This is a genomic window from Paraburkholderia phymatum STM815, from assembly GCF_000020045.1.
Taxonomy (GTDB): Bacteria; Pseudomonadota; Gammaproteobacteria; order Burkholderiales; family Burkholderiaceae; genus Paraburkholderia; species Paraburkholderia phymatum.
Window position 1 is genome coordinate 2,530,095 of the sequence record NC_010622.1, and the last position, 15,364, is coordinate 2,545,458.

At 64.2% G+C, this 15,364-nt stretch carries 15 protein-coding genes; 11 read left to right on the forward strand and 4 right to left on the reverse strand.

Features of this window, described 5'->3' with window-relative positions; translation table 11 throughout:
• The first annotated feature begins 21 nt into the window (after positions 1–21).
• From BPHY_RS11475 to ureG, 8 genes are all read left to right on the forward strand, one after another.
• On the forward strand, positions 22–903 hold the full coding sequence (locus BPHY_RS11475; RefSeq protein WP_012401637.1) for an urease accessory protein UreD: 882 nt from the start codon (positions 22–24) through the stop codon (positions 901–903).
• 194 nt (positions 904–1,097) lie between these two features.
• Positions 1,098–1,898, forward strand: coding sequence for a transporter substrate-binding domain-containing protein (locus BPHY_RS11480; protein ID WP_012401638.1), 801 nt, complete (start codon positions 1,098–1,100; stop codon positions 1,896–1,898).
• Between the two features lie 118 nt (positions 1,899–2,016).
• The gene (ureA, locus tag BPHY_RS11485; RefSeq protein ID WP_012401639.1) at positions 2,017–2,319 is read left to right on the forward strand and encodes an urease subunit gamma; all 303 of its coding nucleotides are present in this window, start codon (positions 2,017–2,019) and stop codon (positions 2,317–2,319) included.
• Between the two features lie 10 nt (positions 2,320–2,329).
• Positions 2,330–2,635 (forward strand): urease subunit beta, encoded by a 306-nt coding sequence (locus BPHY_RS11490; protein ID WP_012401640.1) that lies wholly within the window; start codon positions 2,330–2,332, stop codon positions 2,633–2,635.
• A gap of 88 nt (positions 2,636–2,723) precedes the next feature.
• Positions 2,724–4,430: an urease subunit alpha gene (ureC, locus tag BPHY_RS11495; protein WP_012401641.1), complete on the forward strand. Its 1,707-nt coding sequence runs from the start codon at positions 2,724–2,726 to the stop codon at positions 4,428–4,430.
• A gap of 1 nt (position 4,431) precedes the next feature.
• A complete protein-coding gene (gene ureE, locus BPHY_RS11500) occupies positions 4,432–5,118 on the forward strand; it encodes an urease accessory protein UreE (protein WP_012401642.1) in 687 nt (228 codons plus the stop codon).
• A complete protein-coding gene (locus tag BPHY_RS11505; protein ID WP_012401643.1) occupies positions 5,105–5,785 on the forward strand; it encodes an urease accessory protein UreF in 681 nt (226 codons plus the stop codon). Before ureE ends, BPHY_RS11505 begins: the two co-directional genes overlap by 14 nt.
• A 25-nt stretch (positions 5,786–5,810) precedes the next feature.
• Positions 5,811–6,452 (forward strand): urease accessory protein UreG, encoded by a 642-nt coding sequence (ureG, locus tag BPHY_RS11510; protein ID WP_012401644.1) that lies wholly within the window; start codon positions 5,811–5,813, stop codon positions 6,450–6,452.
• Positions 6,453–6,518: 66 nt separating this feature from the next.
• On the opposite strand, the gene waaA is transcribed toward ureG, so the two are convergent.
• From waaA to BPHY_RS11530, 4 genes are all read right to left on the reverse strand, one after another.
• A complete protein-coding gene (waaA, locus tag BPHY_RS11515) occupies positions 6,519–7,826 on the reverse strand; it encodes a lipid IV(A) 3-deoxy-D-manno-octulosonic acid transferase (protein ID WP_012401645.1) in 1,308 nt (435 codons plus the stop codon).
• Positions 7,827–7,929: 103 nt separating this feature from the next.
• Positions 7,930–8,814 (reverse strand): Kdo hydroxylase family protein, encoded by an 885-nt coding sequence (locus BPHY_RS11520; protein ID WP_012401646.1) that lies wholly within the window; start codon positions 8,812–8,814, stop codon positions 7,930–7,932.
• Between the two features lie 30 nt (positions 8,815–8,844).
• Complete coding sequence (waaC, locus tag BPHY_RS11525; RefSeq protein WP_041763986.1) at positions 8,845–9,846, reverse strand: lipopolysaccharide heptosyltransferase I; 1,002 nt, start codon at positions 9,844–9,846, stop codon at positions 8,845–8,847.
• Between the two features lie 567 nt (positions 9,847–10,413).
• A complete protein-coding gene (locus BPHY_RS11530) occupies positions 10,414–11,808 on the reverse strand; it encodes a phosphomannomutase/phosphoglucomutase (protein ID WP_012401648.1) in 1,395 nt (464 codons plus the stop codon).
• A gap of 246 nt (positions 11,809–12,054) precedes the next feature.
• Between BPHY_RS11530 and BPHY_RS11535 the strand changes: the two genes are divergently transcribed.
• The 3 genes from BPHY_RS11535 to BPHY_RS11545 are packed head-to-tail and all read left to right on the forward strand — an operon-like array spanning position 12,055 to position 15,353.
• On the forward strand, positions 12,055–13,317 hold the full coding sequence (locus BPHY_RS11535; protein ID WP_012401649.1) for an oligosaccharide flippase family protein: 1,263 nt from the start codon (positions 12,055–12,057) through the stop codon (positions 13,315–13,317).
• Positions 13,314–14,150, forward strand: a complete 837-nt coding sequence (locus tag BPHY_RS11540) for a glycosyltransferase (protein ID WP_012401650.1) — start codon at positions 13,314–13,316, stop codon at positions 14,148–14,150. Before BPHY_RS11535 ends, BPHY_RS11540 begins: the two co-directional genes overlap by 4 nt.
• A 30-nt stretch (positions 14,151–14,180) precedes the next feature.
• Positions 14,181–15,353 (forward strand): glycosyltransferase family 4 protein, encoded by a 1,173-nt coding sequence (locus BPHY_RS11545; protein WP_012401651.1) that lies wholly within the window; start codon positions 14,181–14,183, stop codon positions 15,351–15,353.
• Positions 15,354–15,364 lie beyond the last annotated feature (11 nt).

The window sequence follows — 15,364 nt, forward strand, 5'->3', positions numbered from 1 at the left end:
ATCAACTGCTATCCTCGCCGCATGTCGCTACACGAACACCACGCCACCCTCGCTACCATCGATGACCCATCGCACGCCCAGTGGCGCGCGCGGCTCGAACTCGGGTTCGCCCGGCACGGCGAACGCACGACCCTTGCGCACCGGCTCCACGAAGGGCCCCTGCGGCTTCAGCGGCCGCTCTATCCCGAAGGAACGTCGATCTGTCACGCCGTCATCGTGCACCCGCCCGGCGGCGTCGCCGGCGGCGATCGGCTCGATATCGACATTCGCCTCGATGCCGACACGCATGCCGTGCTCACGACGCCCGGCGCGACCAAGTGGTACAAGTCCAATGGACGCACCGCGCAACAGCGCATCGCGATTCGTGTCGGCGCACGGGCGAAACTCGACTGGCTGCCGCAGAACAACATCGTCTTCGATCACGCGAATGCCGCGCTCGACTTCTCGCTGACGCTCGACAAGGGCGCCACGGCGCTCGGCTGGGACGCGACCCAGCTCGGCCGGCAGGCTGCGGGCGAAACCTGGTCGGCAGGCCAGTTGCGCGCGGTGTCGCGCATTGTCGGCGCCGATGGCGAGCCGTTGTGGTTCGAGCGCGCGAAGCTCTCCGCCAGCGACCCGCTGCGCAACGCGCCGCAAGGCCTCGCAGACTTCCCCGCATTCGGCACGCTGTGGGCCGTCAGCCCGCGATGCGACGATGCGCTCGCCGAGTCGCTCACGGCCCAGTTGCCCTTCGACGATACGATCCGCGCCGCTGCGTCGTGCGTGTGTCCCGGCGTATTGATCGTGCGAGGCGTCGCGCGATCGATGGAAACGCTCCAGCATGCGCTGACCCACTGCTGGCTGCGTCTGAGGCCGATCGTGCATCGTGTCGAGGCCGCGCCGCTGCGGCTGTGGACGACCTGAGCCCCTCATCTGCAGCGCACCATCTTCGAGCACGGCTGCGCGCCAAGGTGGTGCAGCAACGGCGGCAGCCATTGGCAAACCCTTTCACATACGCATGGCATAGCCCTTGCTGCATATGGCGCCTCGCACACGCACGCCACGGCATGCGCGTCGCGAGATCCGCTAAAAACCACACGCCGAAGCCCATCGCCGACATGACCTGCACAACCGCCCATCGCCCGCGCCGCGCGTGGCTCGCCACGCTGCTGCTCGCACCACTCCTGCTCGCTGCGCCGCTCGCGCACGCCGACGCGCTCGACAACATCACGAAGTCGGGCGTCCTCAAGGTCGCCGTGCCCGAAGACTATCCGCCGTTCGGCTCCGTCGGCCCGGACCTGAAGCCGCAGGGCTACGACATCGACACGGCCGCGCTGCTCGCGAAGTCGATGAACGTGAAGCTCGAACTGGTGCCCGTCAACAGCGCGAACCGGATTCCGTATCTGCAAACCAACAAGGTCGATCTCGTGATCTCGTCGCTCGGCAAGACAGCAGAGCGCGAGAAGGTGATCGACTTTTCGTCCGCCTATGCGCCCTACTACCAAGGCGTGTTCGGCCCTGCAGACCTGAAGGTCAGCAGCCCCGCCGACCTGACAGGCAAGACGGTCGGCGCAACGCGCGGCGCGCTCGAAGAAATCGCGCTCACGCAGATGGCGCCCAACGCGACGATCAAGCGCTTCGAAGACAACAACGCGACCATCGCCGCGTTCCTGTCGGGCCAGGTGCAGCTGATCGCGGCAGGCAACATCGTCGCCGCTGCGATTCTCGCCAAGAACCCGCCGCGCCGTCCGGAACCGAAGTTCGTGATCAAGAACTCGCCGTGCTTCGTGGGGCTCAACAAGAACGAGCCGCGTCTGCAGCAGAAAGTCGATGCCGCCATCGCGCAGGCGAAGCGTGACGGCACGCTCAACACGATGTCGAAGAAGTGGTTCGGCACGGGACTGCCTGCCGATCTGTAAGCGGTGCGTCGGTTGAAGCTGGTATCGTGAGGCGGCGCGACGAACGACATGCGCCGCCCGTGCATCAATAAAACGACTCACGCGCCTGCCCTCGCGCGGGCGCCACACAACGAATGCGATGAAGCTCACTCCACGCGAAAGAGACAAACTCCTGATCTTCACAGCCGCGCTGCTCGCGGAACGGCGCCGCGCACGCGGACTCAAGCTCAACTATCCGGAAGCCGTCGCGCTCATCACCGCGGCGCTGATGGAAGCCGCGCGCGACGGCAAGACGGTCGCCGAAGTGATGCACTACGGCACCACGCTGCTCACGCGCGACGACGTGATGGAAGGCGTGCCCGAGATGATTCCCGATATCCAGGTCGAAGCCACCTTCCCCGACGGCACGAAGCTCGTGACCGTCCATCACCCCATTCCGTGACGAGGCGCGCATGATCCCAGGCGAACTGATTACCGACGACGGCGAACTCGAACTCAACGCGGGGCGTGCGACCGTCACGGTCACGGTATCGAACACGGGCGATCGTCCCGTGCAGGTCGGCTCGCACTACCACTTCTACGAAGTCAACGCGGCACTGTCGTTCGACCGCGAAGCTGCGCGCGGCTTCCGCCTGAACATTGCGGCAGGCACCGCCGTGCGCTTCGAGCCGGGCCAGGAACGCACGGTCGAACTCGTCGCGCTGGCGGGCGATCGCGTCGTCTATGGCTTCAATGGCAAGGTGATGGGCAAGCTGTGATCGCTGCGCATTCGCGGGCCTGCTCGCGTGCAAATTCACGGGCAAGTTCGCGGGCAAATTCGCGGGCATATTCAGGAACCTCTCAAACATGACATTACGCATTGGCCGCCGCGCGTACGCGGAAATGTTCGGCCCGACGACGGGTGACCGCGTGCGTCTCGCGGATACGGACCTGCTGATCGAAGTCGAGCGCGACTACACGATCTACGGCGAGGAAGTGAAGTTCGGCGGCGGCAAGGTGATTCGCGACGGCATGGGCCAGTCTCAGCGCGTCGCGGCCGACGTGGTCGATACCGTCGTGACGAATGCGCTGATTCTCGATCACTGGGGCATCGTCAAAGCCGACATCGGCATCAAGAACGGCCGCATCGCTGCCATCGGCAAAGCGGGCAATCCCGACATTCAACCGGGCGTGACGATCGCGATCGGCGCGGCGACGGAAGTGATCGCGGGCGAAGGGATGATCGTGACGGCGGGCGGCATCGACACGCATATTCACTTCATCAGCCCGCAGCAGATCGACGAAGCGCTCGCGAGCGGCGTGACGACGATGCTCGGCGGCGGCACGGGCCCCGCGACGGGCACCAACGCGACGACGTGCACGCCTGGACCGTGGCACATGGAGCGCATGCTGCAGGCGGCCGATGGCTATCCGATGAATCTCGGCTTTCTCGGCAAGGGTAACGTGAGCCAGCCGCAACCCGCACTCGAGCAGATCGCGGCGGGCGCGATCGGCCTGAAACTGCACGAGGACTGGGGCACGACGCCCGCGGCGATCGACAACTGCCTCAGCGTCGCCGACGATACCGACACGCAGGTCGCGATCCACACCGATACCTTGAACGAAGCCGGCTTTGTCGAAGCGACGGTCGCAGCGTTCAAGGGCCGCACGATCCACACGTATCATACGGAAGGCGCGGGCGGCGGCCACGCGCCCGACATCATCAAGGTTTGCGGCGAAGCGAATGTGCTGCCGTCGTCGACCAATCCGACGCGCCCTTACACCGTCAACACGCTCGACGAACATCTGGACATGCTGATGGTGTGCCATCACCTCGATCCGTCGATTGCGGAAGACATCGCGTTCGCCGAATCGCGCATTCGCCGCGAGACGATCGCGGCTGAAGACATCCTGCACGATCTCGGCGCGCTGTCGATGATCTCGTCCGATTCGCAGGCGATGGGCCGCGTCGGCGAAGTGATCATCCGCACGTGGCAGACTGCGCACAAGATGAAGGTGCAGCGCGGCGCGCTGCCCGAGGACAGCACGCGCAACGATAACTTTCGCGCGAAGCGCTACGTCGCGAAGTACACGATCAATCCGGCGCTCACGCATGGCATCGCGCACGAAGTCGGTTCGATCGAGCCGGGCAAATGGGCCGATATCGTGTTCTGGGAGCCCGCGTTCTTCGGCATCAAGCCCGCGCTGATCCTGAAGGGCGGCATGATCGCGATGGCCCAGATGGGCGACCCCAACGCGTCGATTCCCACGCCGCAGCCCGTGCACTATCGCGAGATGTTCGGCACGCGCGGCGGCGCCCTGGGGCGCACGTCGCTGACCTTCGTGTCGCAGATGGCGCTCGATGCGGATATTGCCGGGCGCTATGGGCTGAGCAAGCGTATCGTTGCAGTGAAGGACTGCCGCAGCGTCTCGAAGGCGCACATGATCCACAACGCGTGGCAGCCGTCGATCAGCGTCGATCCCGAGACGTATCAGGTGATCGCCGATGGACAGTTGCTGACCTGCGAGCCGGCCAAAGTCCTGCCGATGGCGCAACGCTATTTCCTGTTCTGACATGCGAACGATCGACAAGCTGTTGGGCGCACATATCAAACTTGCGCCCGTTTTGATCCAACGTGCACCGACGCTCACACTCGCGTTTGATGCACGCTGCAAGAGCCGTCTTGCCGTCACACTCGACAACGGCGAAGAGGTCGCGCTCGTGCTGCCGCGCGGCACGGTGTTGCGCGACGGCGATGTGCTCGTTGCCGGCGATGGCGCGCTGGTCCGCGTGGTCGCGGCGCCTGAATCGGTGCTGTATGTGCGTGCGCCCGATGCGCTCACGCTGACACGGGCCGCGTATCACCTCGGCAACCGGCACACGCCCGTCGAAGTCGGCGCAGATTATCTGAAGCTCGAATACGATCCTGTGCTCGCCGATATGCTCAAGCGCCTCGGCGCTTGCGTCGATCATGTCGACATGCCGTTCCAGCCGGAAACGGGCGCGTATGGCGGCGGTCACCGGCATGGTCACGACGAGACATTTGCCGAAGACTATGCGCTCGCACAGCAGGTGTATGGCGAGCATCATGCGCATGCTCATCCGCATTCACATGAGCATGAGCATGAGCATTCGCACGATCACGCTCATGACCATGACCATGACCATGACCATGACCATGACCATGACCACGACCACGACGGTTGCGGTTCGTCGTGTGGTCATGATCATGGCCACGGCCATCGACATGCGCATCGCTGAACTGACCGCCCTGCTGCATCTTGCGTCGCCGGCGCTGCCGATCGGCGCGTTCAGCTATTCGCAAGGGCTCGAAGCCGCCATCGAAGCGCAGTTCATCACCGACGCCGATACCGCGTGCGCGTGGATTCGAAGCGGCCTCTCGAACGTGCTTGCGCATGGCGAGCTGCCGTTTCTCGCGCATCAGATCGAACGCTGGCGCACGCATGATGCCGCTGCATTGATCGAAGGCAACCGCGAATTTCTTGCAAGCCGCGAATCGGCGGAACTGCGGCGCGAGACGGAACAGATGGGATGGTCGTTACGGCAGTTGTGCGCATCGCTCGAATGGGGCGACGCTGCACGGCGCGCGACGCTTGCATCGATGGCGCCCATTGCGCAGCCGACGGCTTTCGCGTTCGCCGCAATCGCGCACGACGCCGCCACCGATGCCGCGCTCGCCGCTTATGCATTCAGCTGGGTCGAAAACCAGGCGGCGGCCGCTTTGAAGGCCGTGCCGCTCGGACAGCTCGCGGGACAGCGCATCATTGTCGCGCTGCGCGAGCCGATCGACGCGGCCGTCAGGCAGGCGCTCAGCACGTCACCCGACGATATCAATACCTTCGCGCCGCAGCTGGGCATATTGTCGGCGCGGCACGAGTCGCAGTATTCGCGGCTTTTCCGCTCCTAGCCTTTGTTTTTCTTTTGATCGAATCATGAACGCACCTCATACGATGCATCGCACGAAGAAACTGCCGCCGCTGCGGGTGGGCGTCGGCGGACCGGTCGGCTCCGGCAAGACGACGCTGCTCGAAATGCTCTGCAAGGCGATGCGGGACAAGTACGACCTCGTCGCGATCACCAACGACATCTACACGAAGGAAGACCAGCGTCTTTTGACGGTGGCGGGTGCGCTGCCTGCCGAGCGCATCATGGGTGTCGAGACGGGCGGCTGTCCGCATACGGCGATTCGCGAGGATGCGTCGATCAACCTCGAAGCCGTCGACCGGATGCTGACGCGGTTTCCCGATGCGGACATCGTGTTTATCGAATCGGGTGGCGATAATCTTGCCGCGACTTTCAGCCCTGAACTGTCCGATCTGACGATTTATGTGATTGATGTCGCGGGTGGCGAGAAGATTCCGCGCAAGGGCGGGCCGGGTATTACCAAGTCCGATTTGCTCGTCATCAACAAGACGGATCTGGCGCCTATGGTCGGCGCGAATCTCGATGTGATGGCGTCCGATGCTGCCAGGATGCGCGGCGCGCGGCCTTTTGCGATGTGTAATCTCAAGGCGCTCGAGGGGCTTGATGAGGTGATTTCGTTTATTGAACGCAAGGGGTTGCTGGTGGGGTGAGGTTTTTTGTCTGCGACGCGGTCGTCGTTTTTTGCCTGCAGCAGGCAAAAACAGCACTGCCAGCGCTCAGCCTGGCAACGGCAACAGCGTAGTCAGCACATCCACGGTTCGCGCGGTAGCGCCTCTGTGCCGCGCGGCGAACGCAGAAGCCGCCCCGCCCATTGCAACGCGTCGAGGCTTGTCCTCGAACAACTCCCGCAGCACGCGCGCCAGATCGGCGGGATCTTTCACCTGCACGCACGCGCCCGCAGCAACCGCATCGGCCGTGGCCTGCGTGAAATTGAACACATGCGGGCCGATCAGCACGGGCACGCCCACACCGCATGCCTCGATCAGATTCTGCCCGCCCAACGGCAGCAGACTGCCGCCGATAAACGCCACATCCGACGCAGCATAGTAAGCGCCCAGCTCGCCCATCGAATCGCCGAGCAGCACCTTCACGTCGCGCGGCAGTTCGGGCACGGCGCTATCTTGCGCCGCGACCGCGCCCGTCGGCGCCCAGGCTGAACGCCGCACGCCGCGCAATCCCTTCTTTTCGACCAGCGCCGCGACTTCATTGAAACGCTGCGGATGACGCGGCACGAGAACCAGCAGCGCATCGTCGATGCCGAGCGCCGCCAACGCCTGCAGTACCAGTTCCTCTTCGCCCTCACGCGTGCTCGCCGCGACCCACACGGGTCGCGGCCCGATCGCCGCGCGCCACGCATGTCCGCGCGCCGCGAGTTCAGGCGGTGTATTCATGTCGAACTTGAGATTGCCGAGCACCGCCACGTTGCGCGCGCCCAGCGAAGAAAGCCGCGTTGCATCCGATGGACTCTGCGCCAGCACCCGAGCGAAGCCGCCGAACACGCCGCGCGTCGCCGTACCGAACTTCGCCGCGCGCCGGTACGAACGCTCCGACATCCGCGCATTCGTCAGCACGAGCGGCACGTCGGCGCGCCGACACTCGTCGATCAACGTCGGCCACACTTCGGTTTCCATCACGAGACCAACGGACGGACGCCATGCCTTCAGAAAACGCCGCACGGCGCGGGGCATGTCGTACGGCAGATAGCAGCGCAACACGCGCTCGCCAAAGATCTGCACGCCCGTTGCGCGGCCGCTCGGCGTCATGTGCGTGAGCAGGATGCGCGCGTCGGGCCGCGCCTTGATCAGCGCTTCGACCAGCGGCTGCGCCGCGCGCGTCTCGCCCACCGATACGGCATGCACCCAGATCAGCGGGGTATCGTCGTCGGGCACGCGGCCGCGCCCGAAACCGAAGCGCTCGCCGATATGTTCGCGATAGCCGCGCTCCTTGCGCGAACGGATCAGAAGACGCAGCACCGCGAGCGGCGCGACGAGCCACCACAACGCGTTATAGACGCCCCTTAGCATCGGGCCTCCATGCATGACGACACGAAGCGCACGATGACACGCGACGACGCCGCAGCTGCCGCGGCGTCTCGCGATGCATTGGACGGAACAGGCAGTGCGCCCCTCAAACCAGCGCCCTGCCCTTCAGACGTTCGAGAATGCCGAGCGGCGCGCACTCGGGCTGCACCATCGACTTGACGGGCAGGAAGAACGTCTGCTCCATCATGAACTGCCCGGACATCACGGCATGCGAGGTCTGATCGGAGAAACACACCCACACGCTGCCCGGCGGGAACGGCATCGTCACTTGCGGAGACGTCTTCTGGTAGTCGAGATCGGCCTTCATGCCGTCGTGCAGATTCAGCATCAGATGGTCGTACTCGCTGCGCGTCGATTTGGTCACGTGCAGCAGATTGAGCAGCCACGCCGAACCGGGCATCTGCGGCTTGATGCGCGGCAAAAAGCGCTTCGCCATGTCCTCGAACGGCTCGCCGACGCGCCACACGCGCGGCGCGCCAGCGGGATTGATGTTCGTGAACACGCGCAGGATGCGCTCGCCGTAGTTGGGACGCGACGGGAATGCGTCGACGTGCAGGCGGCTATCGTCCTTGCGCCACGACGTCTGGCGCGTTTCCACCTGATGCAGGCGCAAGCTGGTCGGCGCAACGCGCAGCTTCCCCTTGTACTCGGGAAAGAGCCCGTCGACGAGCGACCGCGCACTCGTCTGATAACGCGCAATCAGCGCGCGCACGGCCGACTGCGTGATGGCATCGCCCAGCACGCCATGCAGCGCGCCGCCGTTCGGCGCGAGGCTGATGTTCTTGCGCTTCGGATCGGCCAGTGCGGGGTCGAGCAGCGCGCGCTCGCCGCCTTCGATCGCAAACGCGAGGTTCGGGAAATACAGCACCTTGCCGCGTTCGACGCCGGCCAGCAGCGTCTCGCGCGGCACCGACAAACCCTGGCCGTGCCAGTCGGCGCTTGCAACTTCGATGATCTGGGATTCGTTCATGATCGCCCTTTCAAAGCGGATAAAGCCGCGTCACAGCAGGCCGAAGCCGGTCAGCGCGGACTTCACCTGCTGCAGCGTCGGCGGCTGGCCCGCCGTGCCGAGATTCACGACGTTCGGCGACCAGTAGCCGCCCGTGCGCCATGAAGTGGCGAAATTGTACAACTCGACCGTCGGCCGCTTCAGCGCGGCGGCGATATGAACCAGACCTGTATCAACCCCGACCGTGGCCGCCGCGCCGTCGATCAGGCCGACAACGGCGGGCAGCGACAGTTTCGGCGGCACGATGGCGGCTGCGCCGAACTCCTTCGCGAGGCGTTCGCTCGTCGCGCGCTCGGCGTCACTGCCCCACGGCAGAACGATCGACGCGCCGCGCCGCACGAGCGCCTGGCCCAGTTCGATCCAGGCGGCGTCGGGCCACTGCTTGTCATCACGCGAGGTCGCGTGAACGAACACCACGTAAGGCACGGGAAGATTCAGCTGCGCTTCGGACAGCGCGAGTGCCGCGCGGGCGGTGTCGAGGCCGAAGTCGATGTCGTCGGCGGGCTTTGGGGCGGGCTCGCCGAGCGCTGACGCCACCAGTTGCCGGGTACGTTCGACGACGTGCGTGCGCGGCTCGATTGGCACGCGGCGGTCGTAGAAGAAGCGCACGGGCCATTCGTAACCCGCGCCGTCCGTGCGGTTGCCGAGTCCGACTAGCGGCCCGCGCGCCATCTTTGCGACCCACGCGGTCTTGATGAGCCCCTGGCAGTCGATCACGAGATCGTAGTTTTCTGCCGCGAGCGCGCGGCGGAAAGCGCCGATCTCGCGCCAGTTATCGACGGAAAGGATGCGCTTGCGCCAGCGCCGCAACGACACCGGGATCGCGCGCCGCACGCCGTGAACCAGCTCGACCAGCTTGACGAAACTCTCTTCGACGAGCCAGTCGATCTGCGCATCGGGATGACGGCGGCGAATGTCGGCGACGACGGGCATGTTGTGGACGACGTCGCCCAGCGACGACACTCTCACGATCAGGATCTTTTGCGCGCTCAAGAATGGGAACGCCGGACTTCCGGCGTGAAGATGCTTTTGAAGGAACGCAATTTTAGCGCGGTCCTTCGCACGCGCGCGGATTCCGGCGTTTCGCGATTTTTCTGGCTGCACCGCGGCCTGCCTTGCCCTCTTCGGTGCCATTCGCGTCCTGTCTTGAGCGCATGGTGCAAACGGATAGCCGGATTACTGCGGCACGTCATAAGAACTCGCCAATCGATTGAGGCTCGATCTCCAGGAACCGGGGACTGACACAAGACGGTAAAAGCTTTGGGGCGACGACCCAAAAAGTTACCACGCGCCCCGTCAGGAACAGACGTCAGGCCGCACGTGCGACGGCCTCCGGCATGTACGCCGCGAGGATCGATCGAAAGCCATCCCTGAAAACCGCATGGGAGCTCAAGGTCGAGAGCAATCGCTCAATGCGGGCGGCATTCGGACTGGCTCCCGTCATGCATTACCCTCCGCCCCGCAACGCTGCCAGCAGAAACCGTCACGCGGCCGCGAGCAAAAAAACGACGCCTTGAGGTGAAAGGCGTCGCACACAGCTTGAAAACAATAACCAGGAAATCAGAACGGCAACTTCGCGTCAGCCTTCTCGGCCAGAATGACACGGCGGAAGTCTTCCTGAATCCTCTTCAAGGCCGCATCATTGTCGGCCTCAAACCTCATGACAACGACAGGCGTCGTATTCGACGAGCGCGCCAGCCCGAATCCATCAGGATACTCGACGCGCAAGCCGTCAATCGTCACAACCTGATCGGCGTCGGGAAACGTTGCGCTCTTCTGCAAACGCGCGATCAATTCAAAGTTTTCGCCTTCCTGGAGCTTTAGCTGCAATTCCGGCGTCGAATGCGAATTCGGCAGGCTGTTGAGCAGCGCGCTCGGGTCCTGCACGCGTGCGAGGATTTCGAGCAGACGCGCACCCGTGTACAAGCCATCGTCGAACCCATACCAGCGGTCCTTGAAGAACACGTGGCCGCTCATTTCGCCCGCCAGCGGCGCGCCCGTTTCGCGCAGCTTCGCCTTCACCAGCGAGTGCCCCGTCTTCCACATCAACGGCTCGCCGCCCTTCTCCTTGACCCACTTCGCGAGATTACGCGTGCACTTCACGTCGTAAATGATCTGCGCGCCCTTGTTGCGCGACAGCACTTCTTCGGCGAACAGCATCAGCTGACGGTCGGGATAAATGATCTGGCCGTCCTTCGTGACCACGCCCAGACGATCGCCGTCGCCGTCGAACGCAAAGCCGATCTCGGCGTCCGTTTCCTTCAGCGCGCGAATCACGTCCTGCAGGTTCTCGGGATGCGCCGGGTCCGGATGGTGATTCGGGAAGTTGCCGTCGATCTCCGTGAACAGTTCGACCAGTTCGCAGCCGAGCGCCTTGAACAGGCGCGGCGCGAGGCCGCCCGCGACGCCGTTGCCCGTGTCGACCACCAGCTTCAGCGGCCGCGCGAGCTTGATGTCGCTCGTGATGCGCTCGAGGTACGCGTCGGCGATGTCGTACTCCTGATACGTGCCGTTGCCGCTCTCGAAGCGGTTCTCGGTGATGCGTTTGTACAGGCCTTGAATCTGCTCGCCGTAGATGGCCGCGCCGCGCAGCACCATCTTGAAGCCGTTGTAGTCGGGCGGATTGTGGCTGCCCGTCACCACGATGCACGAGTCGATGCGGCGCTCGCCACCGTCCAGCTTGAGCGGCACGCTGGCTGCGAAATAGCCGACGGGCGTCGGCACCATGCCGACGTTGACCACGTCGACACCCGCCGAGCGCAGGCCGTCAGACAGCGCCTGGATCAGTTCGGGACCGGACAGACGTCCGTCACGCGCAACGACGACGGCATCGCCGCCCTGTGCGCGCACTTCGCTGCCGAATGCGCGGCCGATCGAACGCGCGGTCTCGGCGTCGAGCGTCTTGCCGATCACTCCGCGGATGTCATATGCCTTGAATATGGATTGCGAGATCATGGATTGGCTCACTTACGTGCAATGGGAAATGGGTTTGACACAGCGTGGTCATGGCACTGTGGCTTGCCGGAAGCGATCCGGATACAACTTATAATTGCGCTTTTCAGCGACGCCTTACTGGCGCCATTCTAATGCCTAGACGCCCCGCGCTCACAAAGTCGCCGCATCGTAAGATCGGCTGGGCACGCCAATTTCAAGACTACACGCACCTCCCGTGCCCGCCGCGTGCGTCCCGACATCATGCGGATGCCGGTGCTTAAGCGTTTCGCGAATCCCGACGTCACACGCGCTGTCGCAAACCTTGTCTGGCTTGGGCTCGAGCGCCTGACGCAGATCGGCGTAGCGATCGCGACCAGCGGCGTGCTGGCCCGTTATTTCGGCCCCGACGTGTTCGGCAAATGGCAATACGCCAATACGCTTTTGCTCGTCCTGTCGCCGATTACATGGGTCTGCGGCGCCGAGATTCTCGTGCCGACCATCGTCCATCGTCCGGCCGCACAGCTCGGCACCGTGCTCGGCAGCGCATTCGCGCTGCGCCTGTCGGTGTCGGCCGTGGCGCTGGCGCTGACGTGGGCCGGTATCGCCGCGGGCCTCACCGATCCCGTCGTCGGTGCGATGCTCGCCGGCCTCGCCGTGACGATGCTGTTCCGCGAGCCGTTCGTCGGTGTCATTAACGCGTGGCTGCAAAGCATGACGTACAGCAAGCCGCAATTGCTCACGAGCATGACGACGGCCATCGCCAAGGCGCTGCTCGTCTGGCTGCTGGTGCGCGCCGCCGCCGCGCCCGCGCGCTTCGGCTGGCTGTGGGCGCTCGAATCCGCCGTGATTGGCGCAGTGCTGGTCGTCTATTACATGCGGCGCCACGGCGGCAAGCTCGGCTGGCGCATCGACCGCACGCTCTTTCGCCATTTCGCGACGGCGGGCGCGGTGTTCTGGCTCGGCCTGATCTGCATGTATCTGTTCCTCAAGCTCGACCGGCTGATGCTGGAACGCGCGATTTCATTCGCCGACCTCGGCCGCTATTCCGCCGCACAACAGCTGAACGAAAACTGGATCACGCTGGCGCTGATGCTGGCGCAAACGCTTGCGCCAGCATTCGTCTACCGCGTTCAGGACGCCGCGCAACTGCGCCACAATATGTGGCGGCTCACGGCGATGACGGCGGTGCTGATGATCGCGGGCGCATTCGTGCTGGATCTGCTTGCGGGGTTCATCATCCGCCGCGTGTTCGGGCCGAACTTCGAAGAGGCCGTCGACATCTTCCGCTGGGCCGTTTGGCTATCCGTGCCCGCGGGCATCGAGGCGATCGGCAATCTGGTCGTCCTCAAATATCAGGCGAAGTTCGTGTTGCTGTCGAAATGGCTGCTCGCGCTCGCCGTCGCGTGCGTCGTCAATCTGCTGGCGATTCCCCGTTTCGGCGCGTATGGCGCGTTGATCGGACTCGCGTGCGGCTATCTGGCCGCGGCCTCCGTCAACATTTACTACATCCGTTACAAGCTGCGTCCATGACGTTTTCCCCACTCACGCAGCCTTTGGCCGGCGCACTCGACGACGTCGCCGTCCTCATGCCCGCATACAACGGCCAGACCGACGTCGACCGCACGCTCGCCTCGTTCAGCGAAGACGCGCGCATTCACGTGCTGATCGTCGACGACGGCAGCACGCCGCCCATCGTCGCGCCGGCGCTGCCGAACATGTCGATCGAAGTGCTGCGCATGGCGCAGAACGGCGGAATCGAACGTGCATTGCAGGCGGGCATCGAAGCGCTCGCGGCGCGCGGCTTTCGCTACGCCGCGCGCATCGACGCCGGCGACCTGACTGTGCCCGGGCGGCTCGCGAAGCAGCGTGCGTATCTCGAAGCGCATCCGCAGGTAGCAGGTCTGGGCATGTGGACGCAAGTGGTGTCGCGCGACGGCGCGCCGCTCTTCATGCTGACGCCGCCCGCCGAGCCGCGCGCGATCCGCCGCGTGCGCTTCCTGCGCGCATGTTTCGTGCATCCGTCGATGATGCTGCGCGTCGAAGCCGTGCTGGCCGTCGGCAACTATCGCGAAGCCTACAAGGCGGCCGAAGACCTCGATCTGTTTCTGCGCCTGATGCAGCGCTACGACTGCGCGAACCTGCCCGAACTCGGGCTGTACTACGAACTGAACGAAGGCGGTATCAGCGCGACGAAACGGCGCCGTCAGATCGCCTCGACGCTGCGTTTGCAGGTGCGTTATTTCAATGTGCTGAACGTGTGCGACTGGCTCGGCCTCGCCAAGAACCTGCTGCACTTCGTCACGCCTTACAGGACGCTTCAGCGCATGAAGAAGCGGCTCTACGCGCCTCACACAAGCCTCTGATATGCGCTCACATCCCCTCGCATCGCCAGCATGAAGCCATCCATCGAATCCGCCGGCACACTGCGCATCGCGCTCGTGTGCAACACCTCGTTCGCGATCTACCAGTACCGGCAAGGGCTGATCCGCACACTCGTCGCACGCGGCGTCGAGGTGACGGTGATCGCGCCGCGCGATCGCACCACGCCGCTGCTCGAACAGATGGGCTGCCGCTGCATCGCGCTGCACGTCGCGTCGAAGGGCACGAATCCGCGCGACGATCTGCGCACGTTGTGGTCGCTGTACCGGCTGTATCGCACGCTCCGTCCGCATGTCGTGTTTCACTACACGATCAAGCCGAACATCTACGGCTCACTGGCGGCGAAACTGGCGGGCGTCGATTCCGTTGCCGTGACGACAGGCCTCGGTTATGTTTTTATCCAGAAGAGCCGCGCCGCGCAGATTGCCAAGCTGCTGTACCGCTTTGCGTTCCGTTTTCCGCGCGAAATATGGTTTCTGAATCAGGACGATGAAGCCGCTTTTCGCGAGCAGAAGCTGCTTGTGCATCCGGAGCGCGCGCGGCTCCTGCATGGCGAAGGCGTAGACCTGGAGCAGTTCGCGTTCACGCCTTTGCCGGAGCGTCGACATGCCGGTGAAATAAATCAGCGGGCATTTTCTTTTGTATTAATCGGCCGCCTGTTGTGGGATAAAGGCGTGGGCGAATATGTCGAAGCAGCAAGACGGCTGCGCGCAAAGTATCCTGATGCACGCTTTCAGTTGCTCGGCCCCGTCGGCGTCGACAATCCGAGCGCGATTTCGCAGGCCGAAGTCGATGCATGGGTGCGCGAAGGCGTGATCGATTACCTGGGCGAAGCGCATGACGTGCGCCCGCTGATTGCCGTCGCCGATTGCGTGGTGCTGCCTTCGTATCGCGAAGGCGTGCCGCGCACGCTGATGGAAGCATCGGCAATGGGACGTCCGATCGTCGCGACCGACGTGCCGGGCTGCCGCGAAGTCGTCGCGGACGGTGTCAACGGCCTGTTATGCGAGGCGCGTAATGTAGACAGCCTCGCGACGGCGCTCGCGCGGATGCTCGACATGCGCGACGACGAGCGTCGTGCAATGGCCGAGCGCGGCCGGGCCAAGGTCACGCGTGAATTCGACGAACGCGGTGTCGTCGAACGGTACAAGAGCCTGATTCAGCAGTTGACGGGCATATCACTCTAAGGGAGCTCAGG

Bases quoted from the DNA above. Each gene is read 5' to 3' on its own strand.
- BPHY_RS11475 (WP_012401637.1), top strand. From the start codon at position 22: ATGTCGCTACACGAACACCACGCCACCCTCGCTACCATCGATGACCCA.
- BPHY_RS11480 (WP_012401638.1), top strand. From the start codon at position 1,098: ATGACCTGCACAACCGCCCATCGCCCGCGCCGCGCGTGGCTCGCCACG.
- ureA (WP_012401639.1), top strand. From the start codon at position 2,017: ATGAAGCTCACTCCACGCGAAAGAGACAAACTCCTGATCTTCACAGCC.
- BPHY_RS11490 (WP_012401640.1), top strand. From the start codon at position 2,330: ATGATCCCAGGCGAACTGATTACCGACGACGGCGAACTCGAACTCAAC.
- ureC (WP_012401641.1), top strand. From the start codon at position 2,724: ATGACATTACGCATTGGCCGCCGCGCGTACGCGGAAATGTTCGGCCCG.
- ureE (WP_012401642.1), top strand. From the start codon at position 4,432: ATGCGAACGATCGACAAGCTGTTGGGCGCACATATCAAACTTGCGCCC.
- BPHY_RS11505 (WP_012401643.1), top strand. From the start codon at position 5,105: ATGCGCATCGCTGAACTGACCGCCCTGCTGCATCTTGCGTCGCCGGCG.
- ureG (WP_012401644.1), top strand. From the start codon at position 5,811: ATGAACGCACCTCATACGATGCATCGCACGAAGAAACTGCCGCCGCTG.
- waaA (WP_012401645.1), bottom strand. From the start codon at position 7,826: ATGCTAAGGGGCGTCTATAACGCGTTGTGGTGGCTCGTCGCGCCGCTC.
- BPHY_RS11520 (WP_012401646.1), bottom strand. From the start codon at position 8,814: ATGAACGAATCCCAGATCATCGAAGTTGCAAGCGCCGACTGGCACGGC.
- BPHY_RS11530 (WP_012401648.1), bottom strand. From the start codon at position 11,808: ATGATCTCGCAATCCATATTCAAGGCATATGACATCCGCGGAGTGATC.
- BPHY_RS11535 (WP_012401649.1), top strand. From the start codon at position 12,055: ATGCCGGTGCTTAAGCGTTTCGCGAATCCCGACGTCACACGCGCTGTC.
- BPHY_RS11540 (WP_012401650.1), top strand. From the start codon at position 13,314: ATGACGTTTTCCCCACTCACGCAGCCTTTGGCCGGCGCACTCGACGAC.
- BPHY_RS11545 (WP_012401651.1), top strand. From the start codon at position 14,181: ATGAAGCCATCCATCGAATCCGCCGGCACACTGCGCATCGCGCTCGTG.